7 protein-coding genes are annotated in these 15840 nt (G+C 64.5%); 4 read left to right on the top strand and 3 right to left on the bottom strand.

Going from position 1 to position 15840, the window contains the following annotated elements; translation table 11 throughout:
- The first annotated feature begins 54 nt into the window (after nt 1-54).
- Nucleotides 55-8643, top strand: coding sequence for an Ig-like domain-containing protein (locus tag ACVWZT_RS23215; RefSeq protein WP_457471648.1), 8589 nt, complete (start codon nt 55-57; stop codon nt 8641-8643).
- Between the two features lie 67 nt (nt 8644-8710).
- Nucleotides 8711-10207: a TolC family protein gene (locus ACVWZT_RS23210; RefSeq protein WP_296231952.1), complete on the top strand. Its 1497-nt coding sequence runs from the start codon at nt 8711-8713 to the stop codon at nt 10205-10207.
- Here ACVWZT_RS23210 and cysC read toward each other — a convergent pair.
- The gene (gene cysC / locus ACVWZT_RS23205) at nt 10191-10826 is read right to left on the bottom strand and encodes an adenylyl-sulfate kinase (RefSeq protein WP_457471646.1); all 636 of its coding nucleotides are present in this window, start codon (nt 10824-10826) and stop codon (nt 10191-10193) included. The two genes, ACVWZT_RS23210 and cysC, sit on opposite strands and share 17 nt — an antisense overlap.
- Nucleotides 10827-11043: 217 nt before the next feature.
- Between cysC and ACVWZT_RS23200 the strand changes: the two genes are divergently transcribed.
- Nucleotides 11044-12207 (top strand): GGDEF domain-containing protein, encoded by a 1164-nt coding sequence (locus ACVWZT_RS23200; RefSeq protein ID WP_457471644.1) that lies wholly within the window; start codon nt 11044-11046, stop codon nt 12205-12207.
- Nucleotides 12208-12270: 63 nt separating this feature from the next.
- Here ACVWZT_RS23200 and ppnN read toward each other — a convergent pair whose 3' ends face one another.
- Both ppnN and ACVWZT_RS23190 read right to left on the bottom strand, forming a co-directional pair.
- A complete protein-coding gene (gene ppnN, locus ACVWZT_RS23195; protein WP_457471642.1) occupies nt 12271-13644 on the bottom strand; it encodes a nucleotide 5'-monophosphate nucleosidase PpnN in 1374 nt (457 codons plus the stop codon).
- A gap of 132 nt (nt 13645-13776) precedes the next feature.
- Entirely contained in the window at nt 13777-14838 is a 1062-nt protein-coding gene (locus ACVWZT_RS23190) for a YeiH family protein (RefSeq protein ID WP_296231955.1), read from the bottom strand.
- 111 nt (nt 14839-14949) lie between these two features.
- On the opposite strand from ACVWZT_RS23190, the gene ACVWZT_RS23185 reads away from it, so the two are divergent.
- Complete coding sequence (locus tag ACVWZT_RS23185; RefSeq protein ID WP_296231956.1) at nt 14950-15837, top strand: LysR family transcriptional regulator; 888 nt, start codon at nt 14950-14952, stop codon at nt 15835-15837.
- Nucleotides 15838-15840: the final 3 nt, after the last annotated feature.

Raw genomic sequence — 15840 nt, 5'->3', positions numbered from 1 at the left:
GCTGCACCGGCACAACGACAGGTACAACCAGCCGCAAGGCTGAATGAGGTCGACATGGCTTTCTGGAAACGCAACCGTACGCACGCACAACCCACCGTTTCCGTAAACCGTCCGAGCCTCATCCAGGCGCTGGAACCGCGCATGATGTTTGACGCCTCGGTAGCCGTGGTCGCCGACCAGGGCGCACAGGCCGTGGCAGCTGCAACGGCCAAGGGCCCAACCGTGGCCAGCGATGCGAACAGTAACCAGGACACTGAGGCGGCACACGATGCCGCCCCTGCCACGGCGCCGGCAACCACTGCGGCGGGCAGCCACGAAGTGGTGTTCGTCGACTCCGCCGTCAGTGACTACCAGAAGCTGATTGCCGGCCTTCCTGCTGGCGTCGAGGTGGTGGTGCTGGAGAACGGCAAGGATGGTTTCAGGCAGATTGCCGATTACCTCGATGGCCGTAGCGACGTGGCCAGCATCGATATCATCAGCCACGGTGACAGCGGCTACGTCTACCTGGCCGGCAATGCCGTGTGGAGCAACCAGCTGGCGAGTCATGCCAGCGACCTGGCGCGTATCGGTGCCAGCCTGACGGACGGTGGCGATATTCGTTTCTTCGCCTGTAACACCGGCGCGGGCAGCGATGGCCAGCTGTTCGTTGACCAGGTGGCGCGGTTCACCGGCGCCGACGTCGGCGCTTCGGCGAATGCCACCGGCAATCGCGTCGGCGAGGACTGGCAACTGGAAACCGTCTCCGGGGTGCTGGCGACAGCCACGGGCGTGCAGCGCGGGGACCTGTCGGCATTCACCACCTCGCTGGCGACCATTACCGTTACCGACACCGATGCATCTTCCACGGCGCTCAACGGCAAGGTGTCGCTGGCCGAGGCTATCCAGGCGGCCAATACGGATGCTTCGGTGGATGGCTCCAGCGCTGGCAGCGGCAGCGATATCATTGTCTTCCACCAGTCGCTGAAAGGGCAGACCATACACTGGTCCACGGCTTCAGCGCTGTTGGTCACCAGCAATATCACCGTCAACGGCGACGTCGATGGTGACGGCCAGGGCGATATCATCCTCAGCGGCGATGTCAACAACAATGGCTTGCGCGATTCAGTCGAATCATCTGGCCTGCAGAGCAACAGCGGCGGTGTGTTGACCGTACGCAATCTGGACTTCCGCCATTTCTCCGGTAACTTGACCGGCGGTGCAATCCGGGCCAATTCGGGCTCGATCACCGTCGAGGACTCGAATTTCCAGGACAACGCCGGTGCCGTGATCAACTCGGCGACCACGGTGGGTTCCACGGTGATCGTGCGCAACACGGCCATTCACGACAACGATGGCAGTATCGCCAACGCTACGGCCATGTCGTCGCTGGTGCGTCTGGGTGGGGCCAACAACCACGTGCTGGAAAACGTGGCGATCTACGACAACATCGGCGAATACGGTGCCACTGGCGTCGTCGCCGCCGGTGCAGTGATCGTGCTGAACAATACCGGCGGCTCGGTGAGCATCGTCAACAGCACCATCGTCAACAACACCTTCAGCACCAGCACCGGCACGATCAGCTCGGCCGGTCTTGGCTGGGCGTCGGGCAGCGCTGGCACAGTGACGGTGCAGAACAGCATCCTCACCGGCAATACCGTCAATGGCGTCGCGCTGGATGCAGCCACCAACAACGGCACCGGTGGTGGCTATACCAGCACCACCAACCTGATCGGCGTTTCGGTCGACTTTGCCAATGCTGCAGGTGGCGACTACCGGCTGGCCTCGACCGCCAGCAATGCCATCGACCAGGGCACAGCTGCCGGTGCCACGCTCACCGACCTGCGCGGCTTTGTCCGGCCGCGTGGCGCAGGGGTGGACATCGGTGCCTATGAGGTGCTGTATGCCGCCCCGCCCGTGGTCGACCTGGACGCCACCAACGGCGGTAACGACAGCACGGTGAACTTTACCGGCGCGCCGGTGGCGATCGTACCCAACCTCAGCCTCACCCAGACCGATGGCGACACCCAGGTCAGCGGCGCTACCCTGACCCTGAGCGGGGTGCTGGATGCCGGCAACGAAACCCTGTCGCTGACTGCCGGGCAGATTGCCAGCGCAGCCAGCTTCGGCATCACTGTCAGCGGGTCGGGCAGCACCGTGCTGACGCTGAGCGGTGTCGCCACCCTGGCGCAATACCGCGCAGTGCTAGCCGCGGTGGCCTATGGCAACGCTGCCGTGGCCTACACCAGCGGTACCCGTAGCGTGGCGGTCAGCGTCAACGATGACATGGGCAGTACCAGCCGCACCGCCTCGGTGGTGGTGCAGCCACTCAACAGCGTGCCGGTGATCGGCAACCTAAATGGTGACGGCGTCACCTTCACCCAGGGCAGCGGCGCGGTGCTGATCGACAGCGGCGGCAATGCCACCGTCAGCGACAGCGATTCGGCCGACTTCGCCGGTGGCAACCTGAGCGTGGCGATCAGCGCCAATGGCGTGGCCAGCGAGGATCTGCTCGGGCTGCGCAACCAGGGCACTGGCGCCGGGCAGATCGGTGTCAGTGGCAGCACGGTAAGCTATGGCGGGGTCGCCATCGGCAGCCTGTCTGGCGGCAGCGGTGGGGCCAACCTGGTGGTCACGTTCAACGCCAATGCCAATGCGGCGGCGGTACAGGCGCTGGTGCGCAACCTCACCTACGAAAACAGCAATGCCGGCAACGCCATCGCCCAGGCCAGCCGGACCCTGAGCATCACCCTCAATGACGGTGACGGTGGCACGTCCGCTGCAGCTTCGGTGCAAGTGGCGATCCAGGAAACCATTGCCCCGACCGCCACCATCAGCATCAGCGACACGGCCTTGAAAATTGGCGACACGGCCACTGTGACCATCGCCTTCAGCGAGGCGGTGAGCGGCTTGACCCTCGCCGACCTGAGCGTGGCCAACGGCAGCCTGAGCGGGCTCGCCAGCTCCGACGGTGGTATCACCTGGACCGCGATCCTGACGCCGAGCAGCAATGTCAGTGATGCCAGTAACCTGATCACCCTGGACAACACAGGGGTCAGTGACCTTGCCGGCAATGCCGGCAGCGGCACCACCGATTCAAACAACTATGCCATCGATACCTTGCGCCCGACCGCCACCATCGTGGTAGCCGACAGCGCCTTGCGGGCTGGCGAGACGTCGCTGGTCACCATTACCTTCAGCGAGGCAGTAAGCGGTTTTACCGTTGCCGACCTGAGCGTGGCCAACGGTAGCCTGAGCGGCCTCTCCAGCGCCGATGGTGGTATCACCTGGACCGCCACCCTTACCCCGGGCAGCAACGTCAGCGACACCAGCAACCTGATCACCCTGGATAACACCGGGGTGACCGACGTGGCTGGCAATAGTGGCAGCGGCACCACCAGTTCCAACAACTACGCCGTCGACACCCAGCGTCCGACCGCGACCATCGTGGTGGCTGACAGCGCCCTGCGCATCGGCGAGACCACCACGGTGACCATCACCTTCAGCGAGGCGGTAAGCGGTTTTACCCTTGCCGACCTCAGCGTGGCCAACGGCGCGTTGAGCGGGCTAGCCAGCGCGGACGGCGGCATCACCTGGACCGCGACCCTGACGCCGGACAGCAGCGTCAGCGATACCAGCAACCTGATCACCCTGGATAACACCGGGGTGACCGACGTGGCTGGCAATAGCGGCAGCGGCACCACCAGTTCCAACAACTACGCCATCGACACCCAGCGCCCGACCGCGACCATCGTGGTAGCTGACAGCGCCCTGCGCATTGGCCAGACCACTACCGTGACCATCACCTTCAGCGAGGCGGTAAGTGGTTTTACCGTTGCCGACCTGAGCGTGGCCAACGCTAGCCTGAGCGGTCTCGCCAGCGCCGACGGTGGTGTTACCTGGACCGCGACCCTGACCCCAAGCAGCAACGTCAGTGATGCCAGCAACCTCATCACGCTCGACAATACCGGGGTAATCGACGTGGCGGGCAATGTCGGCAGCGGCACGACAGACTCGAACAACTACGCCATCGACACCCAGCGCCCGACTGCTGTGATTACGGTCGCCGACACCACCCTCACGGTCGGCGAGACCACCACGGTCACCATCACTTTCAATGAAGCGGTGACCGGCTTGAGCACCGCCGACCTGACGGTGGCCAATGGCACCCTTGGCGGGCTGAGCAGCGTCGATGGCGGCGTCACCTGGACCGCCACCCTGACGCCTGCCAGCGGTATCAGCGACACCAGCAACCTCATCACCCTGGACAATACCGGTGTCGCCGACCTGGCCGGCAACGCGGGGCTTGGCAGCACTCAGTCAGCCAACTACATCGTCAACACCGTGGCCCCCACCGCCACTGTCGTGGTAGCCGACAATGCGCTGAGCGTGGGCGAGACCACGCTGGTCGTCATTACTTTCAGCGAAGCAGTGACTGGTTTCGACAACAGCGACCTCAGCGTGAGCAACGGCACATTGAGTGCAGTGAGCAGCAGCGACGGCGGCATTACCTGGACGGCGACACTCACCCCGACCAGCAATGTCGAGGACGCGAGCAACCTCATCACCCTGGACAATAGCGGTGTGGTAGGCGCCAGCTCCGGCAATGCCGGGGTCGGCACCACCGACTCCAACAACTATGCCATCGACACCCAGCGCCCGACGGCCAGCATCGTGGTTGCCGATAGCCAGCTGAGTAGCGGCCAGACCAGCCTGGTGACCATCACCTTCAGCGAGGCGGTGAGTGGCTTCAGCGCAGCCGACCTGACGGTGGCCAACGGCACCCTCAGCGGGCTGAGCAGCGCCGATGGCGGCGTCACCTGGACCGCGACCCTGACGCCGGGCAGCGGTATAACCGATACCAGCAACCTCATCACCCTGGACAACAGCGGCGTGGCCGACGCAGCGGGCAACGCCGGCAGCGGCAGCACGGCCTCGAACAACTACAGCATCGACAGCCAGCGCCCGACGGCGACCATCGTGCTGGCCGACAGCGCGCTGCGTGCCGGCGAGACGACCCAGGTCACCATCACTTTCAGCGAAGCGGTGAACGGCCTCGACCTGGCCGACCTCAGCGCCCAGAACGGCACCCTGGCCAACCTGGCCAGCAGCGATGGCGGCATCACCTGGACCGCGACCTTCACCCCGGCGCTGGCCGTGCAGGACGCCAGCAACGTCATCAGCCTGAACAACAGCGGCATCGCCGACCTGGCCGGCAACGTGGGCACTGGCACCACCCAGTCGGCCAACTACACGGTCAATACCGTGCTGCCCAGCGCCACCATCGTGGTGGCCGATAGCGCCCTGCGTGCTGGCGAGTCGAGCCTGGTGACCATCACGTTCAGCGAGGCGGTGAGCGGCTTCGACAACAGCGACCTGAGCGTGAGCAATGGCACCTTGAGTGCCGTGAGCAGTATCGATGGCGGTGTCACCTGGACGGCGACCTTCACCCCAACCGCCAACGTCGAGGACGCCAGCAACCTGATCAGCCTGGATAACAGCGGCGTGGTCGGCGCCTCCGGCAATGCCGGGGTCGGCACCACTGACTCCAACAACTATGCCATCGACACCCAGCGCCCGACGGCCAGCATCGTGGTTGCCGATAGCCAGCTGGGTATCGGCCAGACCAGCCTGGTGACCATCACCTTCAGCGAGGCGGTGAGTGGCTTCAGCGCAGCCGACCTGACGGTGGCCAACGGCACCCTCAGCGGGCTGAGCAGCGCCGATGGCGGCGTCACCTGGACCGCGACCCTGACGCCGGGCAGCGGTATTACCGATACCAGCAACCTCATCACCATGGACAACAGCGACGTGGCCGACGCTGCGGGCAACGCCGGCAGCGGCAGCACGGCCTCGAACAACTACAGCATCGACAGCCAGCGCCCGACGGCGACCATCGTGCTGGCCGACAGCGCGCTGCGTGCCGGCGAGACGACCCAGGTCACCATCACTTTCAGCGAAGCGGTGAACGGCCTCGACCTGGCCGACCTCAGCGCCCAGAACGGCACCCTGGCCAACCTGGCCAGCAGCGATGGCGGCATCACCTGGACCGCGACCTTCACCCCGGCGCTGGCCGTGCAGGACGCCAGCAACGTCATCAGCCTGAACAACAGCGGCATCGCCGACCTGGCCGGCAACGTGGGCACTGGCACCACCCAGTCGGCCAACTACACGGTCAATACCGTGCTGCCCAGCGCCACCATCGTGGTGGCCGATAGCGCCCTGCGTGCTGGCGAGTCGAGCCTGGTGACCATCACGTTCAGCGAGGCGGTGAGCGGCTTCGACAACAGCGACCTGAGCGTGAGCAATGGCACCTTGAGTGCCGTGAGCAGTATCGATGGCGGTGTCACCTGGACGGCGACCTTCACCCCAACCGCCAACGTCGAGGACGCCAGCAACCTGATCAGCCTGGATAACAGCGGTGTGGTTGGCGCCTCCGGCAATGCCGGGGTCGGCACCACCGACTCCAACAACTATGCCATCGACACCCAGCGCCCGACGGCCAGCATCGTGGTTGCCGATAGCCAGCTGAGTATCGGCCAGACCAGCCTGGTGACCATCACCTTCAATGAAGCGGTAACCGGACTGTCCCTGGCCCAGCTCCAGGCCGATAACGGCGTGCTGAGTAACCTGGCAAGCAGCGATGGTGGTATCACCTGGACGGCCACCTTGACGCCAACCACCGGCAGCCAGAGCAACGGCAACCGCGTCCACCTGGACGTCAGCTCGGTTACCGACGGCCAAGGCAATCACGGCGACAGCCCGGCGCAATCCAACGCCTATCTCGTCGATACCCGCGCCCCGAGCGTAACCAGCGTCGGCGGTCCGGTTGGCGGTGTGACCTACAATGCCGGAGATGCTCTGGTGTTCGTGGTCAATGCCAGTGAAGCCGTGGAAGTCAATGGCTCGCCACGGTTGCTGCTGGATGTGGGCGGGCGTGCGGCATATGCCGAGCTGGTAGCCGGCGCAGGCACGGCGACCCTGGTGTTCCAGTACATCGTCCAGGCCGGCGACAACGACAGCGACGGCATCAGCGTGACGGGCCTGGCGGCCAACGGTGCGAGCTTGAACGATGCACTTGGCAATGCCATGAACCTTACTTTGAACAACATTGCCGATATGCACCAGGTGCTGGTCGACACCCAGGCACCGACCGCGCTTGCCATCGTCACCCTCGACACGTCGCCCAGCAACGCCCAGAGCGTGCGCTTTACTGTGAGCTTCAGCGAGCGCGTCAATGGCGTGAAGCTGAGCGACTTCAGCCTGGTCAGCAGTGGTTCGGCCAACGGCACGCTGAGCGCCCTGCGCCAGCTCGGCGATGGTGTCTACGAAATCACCGTCAGTGGCGTGAGCGGCACCGGCACCTTGGGGCTGAACCTCAAGGCCAACGGTACCGGCATCGGCGACGTCGCCGGCAACCTGCTCGGTGGCGGCCTGGTGGGCGCGGCCTACAGCATCGATCGCGACGCGCCCACGGTAAGCAGTGTCGGCGTGCCGGCCGGGGTCGCCTACAACGCGGGTGATGTCCTGACCTTCGTGGTCAATACCAGCGAAGCGGTCATTGTCGATGGCGTTCCACAGCTGGCGCTGGACATTGGTGGGCGTACGGTGTTTGCCGATTTCGTCGCCGGATCGGCGACCACCACGCTGGTGTTCCAGTACCGCATCCAGGCCGGCGACAACGATGCCGATGGCGTGCAGGTACTGGGCCTTTCGGCCAATGGTGCGACCCTGCACGATGCGCTCGGCAATGCGCTGAACCCGGGGCTCAATGCAGTGGGGGACAGCGCCGGAGTGACTGTCGACACGCGTCTGCCAAGCGTCGAGTCGATCGTCCCGGTTCCGGTTTCCACGCCCGGCAGCCAAGCGTTCACGGTCACCTTCAGCGAGGAGGTCAGGGGTGTCGACCTGGCTGATTTCGAACTGGTAACGACCGGCAATGCCACGGGTACCTTGCAATCGCTGGTGCGTATCGATGGCCACGCCTGGCAGGTCAATGTCGCTGCAGTGGCGGGCAGCGGCACGCTGGCACTGGCGCTGAAAGCCGCTGGCACCGGCATCAGTGACATTGCCGGGAATGCCGTGGTGGGCGGTTTCAGCGGCCAGGGCCAGGCATTGCCGTCCAGCGATGGCGACCCGGAGTACCGCGCCTATCCGCCTGCAAAACCGGGCCTTCCCGGGCCGACTGCAGCGGTGCTCGCGCCGCTTGCAGCGCCGCTGCCGCCGTTCCAGTCGCCACTGGTACCACAACCATTGTTCGAGGTGCCGAGCCCGGGCGGTGGCTTGCCGACCGTTGGCGATATCTTCATTCGCAATGGTGCCTTGGCGCCGAGCTACCTGGCCCAGGTTTTCGTGGGGCAGCACCATGCCATTGGCGATGGTTCGGGCGCAGGCTTCCTCGGCTTCGGCGGCGGCGATGCCAATGTGTTCGGGGCCAGCAGCCTGGCCAATATCTTCGACAAGACGCTGCCGGATGACGGCGGCCAGTACGAGCTGAACGGGGGTAAACCGTGGCGCCAGGGTGCCGATGCGGGGGCAGGCAGGGGCCTGTCCGGGGCACCGACCCTTGGCCAGCAACTGCAGGCCTTCAAGGACGGTGAGCAGCGCCAGGTCAGCAAGCTGGCCCAGGCGCTGGAACAGATCGAGGCAGCTGCACCTCAGGCGTGAGCGTTGGCCGTGAGGGCCGACAGACCAGAAAAACAAGCAATTTGCCGTGCCAAAGGGGGCGGAAGGGATGAGTAAAGCGTCAAGGATATTTGCGGTGAGCCTGTTGGCATTGACGGTGACCGGTTGTGCCGTCAAGACCCAGCCGATCGAGCGCAGCGTCAGCGAGCAGCGGGCACGGCAGGATCTGGCCAGCATGTTCAAGGGCCAGGAGGCGTTGCAAGGCCCGCTGACACTGCACCAGGCGATGGCGCGGGCAGTCAAGTACAACCTGGAGGCTCGCCTGAAGGTCATGGAAGAAGCCCTGGCCCAGCGTCAGGTGGACCTGGCCACGTTCGACATGCTGCCCCGTATGGCTGCCTCCGCGGGCTATGCCGGGCGCAGCAACGTCAGCGCTTCCAGCAGCCGCAGCGTGCTGACCAATACCCAATCCCTGGAACCCTCGACTTCCCAGGACCGCGACCGAGACGTGGCCGACCTGACCATGGTCTGGAACGTGCTGGATTTCGGCGTCAGCTATGTCAGTGCCAAGCAGCAGGGCGACCAGCGCCTGATCGTGCAGGAGCGCCGCCGCAAGGTGGTGCAGACCATCATCCAGGACGTGCGTTCGGCCTACTGGCGGGCAGTGGCCGCCGAGCGCCTGCTCAAGCAGATCGACACCTTGATGGTGCGCGTCGAGCAGGCTCGCGATAACAGCCAGCGCATGGGCGACCAGCGTATTGGTGACCCGATCCAGGCGCTGACCTACCAGCGTTCGCTGATCGAGGCGACGCGCCAGCTGGAAGAGCAGCGCCGGGCCTTGTCGTTGGCCAAGACCGAACTGGGCGCGTTGATCAATCTGCCGCCGGGCAGTGAACTGAGCCTGGCGGAGAACACCGATTATGCTGTGCCCGAACTGAAGGTGGGCCTGGACAGCCTGGAACAGCAGGCCTTGGCATCGCGCCCGGAACTGCGCGAGCAGGACTACCAGGCGCGCATCAGCGCCGCCGAGGTGCGCAAATCGATGCTGCGCATGCTGCCGGGGCTGGAATTCTCCGCAGGAGGCCATTACGACAGTAACAGCTTCCTGACCAACCAGCACTGGGCCGACTATGGCGTGAAAGTCACCTGGAACCTGTTCAACGTGCTGTCTGGCCCTGCTTCGATCGATGTCGCCAAGGCTGGCGAGCAGGTGGTCGAGGCGCGCCGCCAGGCGATGTCGATGGCCATCCTGGCCCAGCTGTACGTGGCCAATGCCAACTTCAGCGAGGCCCGCCGGCAATTCGTCACCAGCCAGCAGCTGGTGCTTCTCGACCAGCAGATCGTCGAGCAGCTGCGCAACCGCCATCAGGCCGAAGGCATTGGCGAGCTGGAACTGATCCAGGGCGAGCTGAACGCCTTGCAGGCTGACCTGCGGCGCGACCTGGCCTATGCCGAGTTACGTAACAGTTATGGGCAACTGTTCGCCAGTGCCGGGCTGGACCCGCTGCCGGCGACCCTGCCGTCCGGCGAGCTTGCCGACATTGCCCAAGCCCTGAGCAGCAGCGAGGCGCGCTGGCAGCAAGGGGACATCACACCGGGGACCTGAGCCACGTTACCGAGCCGGCCGGGGCGACCTGCTGCCCCGGCACCTGCGCGACTGCCTGATGCAGAACATGCGCCTGCACATAGCGCAGCAGCTGTTGTTGCGCCATTTCTGCTGCGACGCCGGCAGTGTCCAGCACCAGCTCGGCGTGCAGCGGTGTCTCATAAGGTGCATCGATGCCGGTGAACCCCCGCAGTTCACCAGCCCTTGCCCGTCGATACAGGCCCTTGGGGTCACGTGCCTCGCAGGTTGCCAGGTCGGCGCTGACATGCACCTCATGAAACCCCGTTTTGCACGCCTTGCGCGCGGCGGCGCGATCGGCGCGATAGGGGGAAATGAGCGCGGCGATGCAGATCAGGCCGGCATCGGCGAACAATGCGGCCACCTCGCCGGTACGGCGAATGTTTTCATGACGGTCGGCGGGGGAAAAGCCAAGGTCGGCGTTCAGGCCGGCGCGCAGTGCATCGCCATCAAGCACATAGCTGGCGTGTCCCAGCGCATTCAGGCTGCAGGCCAGGGCTGTGGCCAGGGTTGATTTGCCTGCACCGGACAGGCCGGTCAGCCAGATAACCGCTCCACGTCGGCTCGGCTGGGGCTGGTGCTCGCTTGCGGCAATGGGCACGTCGATCCCTCCTGATGGATAGGCCGAGTGTAGTGTGCCGCACGGCACGTGTCAGGCTACGTTTGTGGGGTAGGGCGTGGCTGGGGCTGTTTGCGTGGCGAGGCGTGATCAATTGTGCAAACGGTCAGCGGAACATTTGCACGTATGCGCTCTGTAGAATCAGTGACAGCGCATACAATCGCGTCCTTCCTCGTTAACCAGACAGGGCAAACCCTCCATGGCGCTTGATCCACCCACAATGCTGACTATCTCGATCGCCCTGGCCGCTGCTGCAGCGTTGTACCTGGCGATCGAATGGCGCAGTGTCCGCGAGCCGCCGCTGCTGTTCTGGAGCGCAGGCTTTGCCACCATCGCGGTTGGTTCGACCCTGGCCTTGCTGCGCGGCATCGGTTTGCTGCTGATCGGCATCTGGTTCGCCAATGGCTTGCTGGTGGTGGCGCACGGGCTGTTCCTGATGGGCGTGTTGCGCTTCACCCAGGTGCGCCTGTCACCTCGCTGGTTGCTGCTGGTCCCGCTGTGGTTCGCCTTGCTGCTGTTGCCCGTGGGGCCACAGTGGTCGAAAGTGATGTTGATGGCCAACTCGTTGCTGGTGGCACTGCTGACGCTCAAGGCCAGCCTGTTGTTGCGCCCGCATGGCCGGTCGCTGAGTGTTGGCGCGGTGCAGTTGCGCTATGTATTGCTGGTGCACGGGCTGTTCTACCTGGCCAAGGCGATCATCGCGATCACCCCGGGTACGCTGATCGACCTGGCCACCTTCGGCGGGCTGATCATCCAGGTTTCCCTGGTGGAGGGGACGATGGCGATCATGCTGATCGCCTTGTCGATGACCGGCACGGTGCGCTACCGGCGCGAGGAGCGGATCGCCCGGCTGGCCGCGCGCGACCCATTGACTGCGCTGTATAACCGGCGTGCCCTGGAGGTGCGTGCGGGGCATTTCTTCAAGGGTGTGAGCCCGGCGCAGCCCGGTGCCTTGCTGCTGATCGACATCGACAATTTCAAACTGGTCAATGACCTGCACGGGCACGTGGCAGGTGACCGCTTGCTGGTTGCTCTGGCCGAGATGATCCGCACGCTGCTGCCCGAGCGCTCGCTGGCCGCACGCCTGGGCGGCGATGAATTTGTCATCCTGCTGTGGGGCACGAGCAGCGAGCGCGTGCTGGAACTGGGCGGATTGCTGCGTGAGCAGTTCCAGCAGTTTGCCGGCAACACGGCACCCACGCCGCAGCCCGTCACGCTGAGCATTGGTGTCAATCTGTTCGATCAGCCGCCGGCAAGCCTGGCGGCGCTGATCGAGCAGGGGGATGTGGCGTTGTACCAGTCAAAGCGCAGTGGACGGGACAGTATACGTTTTGTCAAAAGGCCACTGGGCGACCTCGGCTGAAGGCCTGGCACAAGGCCTTCAGCCTGGGCCGCAACGACGCTGCGAAGAAACCCGGCGCCGGGGTCAGGTCACTACCTGGTAGCACGGTACGTACGCCGCGCCGCCGGGCAGCTTCATCCGGTGCTGGTCGACGAACGCCTGCAACAGCCGGCCGAGTGGGTCCAGCACGGCGCTGTCGCCACGGATCTGATACGGCCCGTGTTCCTCGATCAGGCGGATGCCCTTGTCCTTGACGTTGCCTGCAACTATGCCGGAGAACGCCCGGCGCAGGTTGGCGGCCAGTTCATGCGCAGGCAGTTCGCGCCGCAGGTCCAGGTCAGCCATGGCCTGGTGAGTTGGGTCGAACGGGCGCTGGAAGCTTTCTTCGATCTTCAGCAGCCAGTTGAAATGGAACGCATCGTTGCGCTCACGGCGGAACTGTTTGACCTCCTTGAGCCCCTCGACCATGTGTCGGGCCACTTCTGCCGGGTCGTCGATGATGATCTGGTACAGGCGATGTGCCGCTTCACCAAGCGTGGCGCCGACGAAGGCGTGCAATTGTTGCAGGTACGGCTCGGCACTGCGCGGGCCGGTGAGCACCACCGGGAACGGCAGGTCCTGGTTGTCCGGGTGCATGAGGATACCCAGTAGGTAGAGGAATTCCTCGGCCGTACCGGCGCCGCCCGGGAAGATGATGATGCCGTGGCCGACACGGACAAAGGCTTCCAGGCGCTTCTCGATGTCCGGCAGGATCACCAGTTCGTTGACGATCGGGTTGGGTGCCTCGGCGGCAATGATCCCTGGCTCGGTAAGGCCCAGGTAGCGGCTGCCGTGCATGCGCTGCTTGGCGTGGGCAATGGTTGCGCCTTTCATCGGGCCCTTCATCACGCCCGGGCCGCAGCCGGTGCAAACGTCCAGTTTGCGCAGGCCCAGTTCGTGGCCGACCTTCTTGGTGTACTGGTATTCTTCGCTGCTGATCGAATGGCCGCCCCAGCACACTACCATCTTCGGCTCCACGCCCGGGCGCAGGGTGCGGGCGTTGCGCAGCAGGTGGAACACGTAGTCGGTGATGCCCTGGGAGCTTTCCAGGTCGATGCGCTGGCTGGCCAGCTCGCTTTCGGTGTAGACGATGTCGCGCAGGGCGCTGAACAGCATTTCACGGGTGCTGGCGATCATCTCGCCATCGACGAAGGCGTCGGCTGGGGCATTCAGCAACTCCAGGCGCACGCCACGGTCCTGTTGGTGGATACATACTTCGAAGTCCTGGTAGGCCTCGAGGATGGTCTTGGCATTGTCGACATGGGCGCCGGTGTTGAGGATGGCCAGGGCGCACTGGCGAAACAGGGTGTAAAGGCTTCCGGTACCGACTTCACTCAGCTGCTGCACTTCACGTTGTGACAGCGTCTCCAGGCTGCCTTTGGGGCTGACGGATGCATTGATGACATGGCGTTGGGGCATCTAAGTCTTTCCTGTGCGGGTAAAACATCCTTCTTTGACAACACCATACCGAGAAATTGGAGCGGCAACGAGGGGAATACCAAAAAAGCTTGAGACCTGGTTGGCTACTTCGCCGGTAAAACAGCGCTCACCTCATCCCAGCAACTTCTGTACGCCGAGGGTGATTGCCAGCCCACCCCCGATCAGCCACAGGTTCAGGATCGCTCCGGTGGCCAGTGCCCGCGGCCCGGCCTGGCGGATCTGGCTGAAGCGTGTTTCCATGCCCAGCGCGGTCATGGCCATGGTCAGGGCAAAGGTATCCAGGCTGTTGATGGCCTGTGTCACGCCGCCCGGCAGCAACTGGGAGGAATTGACCAGCACCAGTGCAAGGAAGCCGAAGGCGAACCAGGGCATGGCAATGCGCCCGTTGCCCTGTGCCTGGCCCGGCTGGCGTGTACGGCTGATCCACAACCCTGCCAACAGCAGCACCGGCACCAGCAGCATCACCCGGGTCATCTTGACGATCGTGGCGATATGCGTGGCATCGGCGCTGACATTGCTGGCCGCGCCAACCACCTGCGCCACCTCGTGAAGGGTGCCGCCGAGGAACAGGCCAGCGCCCAGGGTATCCAGCTGTAGCCAGCCGGCGTTGATTGCCAACGGGTAGAGGAACATCGACAGGGTGCCGAACAGCACCACGCTACCGACCGCCATTGCACTCTTGTGCGGGGCGCTGCGCAGGGCCGATTCGAACGCCAGTACCGCAGCCGCGCCGCATATGGCGCTGCCGGCAGCGGTCAGCAAGGCACTGTCGCGGTCCAGCTTGAACACCTTCATGCCACACCACAGGCCGATCAGCAGGGTGCTGGCTACCACCAGCAATGACACGATGAGCCCCGCCCAGCCGACTTCGGCGATTTCCTGCAGGCTGACCCGCAGGCCGAAACAGGCAACGGCAATGCGCAACAGGCCGCGCGCGGAAAAGTTGATGCCTGCCGCCCAGCTTGCGGGCACACCGTCGCGCAGTGCGTTGGCGTAAAGCGCACCGGCGACGATACCGACAATCAGCGGGCTGATACCCAGGCTGGCGATGGCAGGCAGGGCGGCCAGTTGAGTGACCGCAAACGCGAACAACGCGACGAACAGAATGCCATTGAGCCGCCCGCGGGTGGAGAGGGTGGGTGCAATAGCGGGGTTGGACGTTACCGTGGCCATGTGAGTCCTCCGGGAGGGTGTTTCGAGATGGCTTACGTTAATCCGGTTATAAGCTTATAAAAAATCGTAATTTGAAATGGCAAATATCCGTGAACCTGATATTTTTGACTAATGACCCCGGAACAGCTGATAACATTCGCCACCGTCGCCGAGCATGGAAACATCAGCCATGCGGCCCAGGCCCTGCACCTGTCGCAACCGGCGGTGTCAGGCCAGCTAAAACTGCTGCAGGAGACTTTTGGCGAGCCCCTCTACCAACGCGCTGGCCGCGGCGTGCGGCTGACCGCGGCCGGTGAGCAGTTGCTGGCCTATGCCGAGCGGCTGCGCGAAACCTTCCGCCAGGCCCAGGCGCTGCGCGAGGCGATGCGCGGGCTGGAGCGTGGGACCCTGCGCATCGGCGCCAGTACCACGCCGGCCAGCTACCTGCTGCCGTACCTGATTGCCGATTTCCATGCCCGCTATCCGCAGGTGCAGGTCAGCACCTCCCATGGCAACACGGCGGAAATCGTCGCCGCGCTGGACAGCGTTGACATCGCCCTGATCGAAGGCCCCCCTGGGCAGGAACTGCCATTGGGCACGGCGGTGACGGGGTGGCGGCAAGACGAGATCGTGGCCATCGTGCCGCGTGGACATCCGCTGGCTGGCAGCGACCAGCAGACGCTGGCTGCGCTGGGGGCTTACCCGCTGGTGTTGCGCGAAAGCGGCTCGGGAGTGCGACAAATCGTCGAGCGGGCTTTTGCCCGCAGTGGCGTGGCGATGCGCGTGGCGCTGGAAATCGCCGGGGTGGAAGGGGTGAAGGAGGCGGTGCGAGCCGGGATGGGCATCGGTTTCGTCTCGGCGATGTCGATCCGGCACGAAGATGGTGCGCTACGCCGGTTGCAGGTTGCGCCGCAGGCGCTGGTGCGGCGGTTTTCCATCCTGGTGCCGCATGCAGCCACGCCATCGCGAGCGGCGGCGCAGTTTCTGGAGTTGTGTGCAGGGCAGTCAGAGGAGCGTTAGCAA

The organism is Pseudomonas sp. TE21394 (assembly GCF_054057835.1).
Note: the sequence above shows the minus strand (reverse complement) of the source record. Positions and strands in the feature narration are given on the sequence as shown.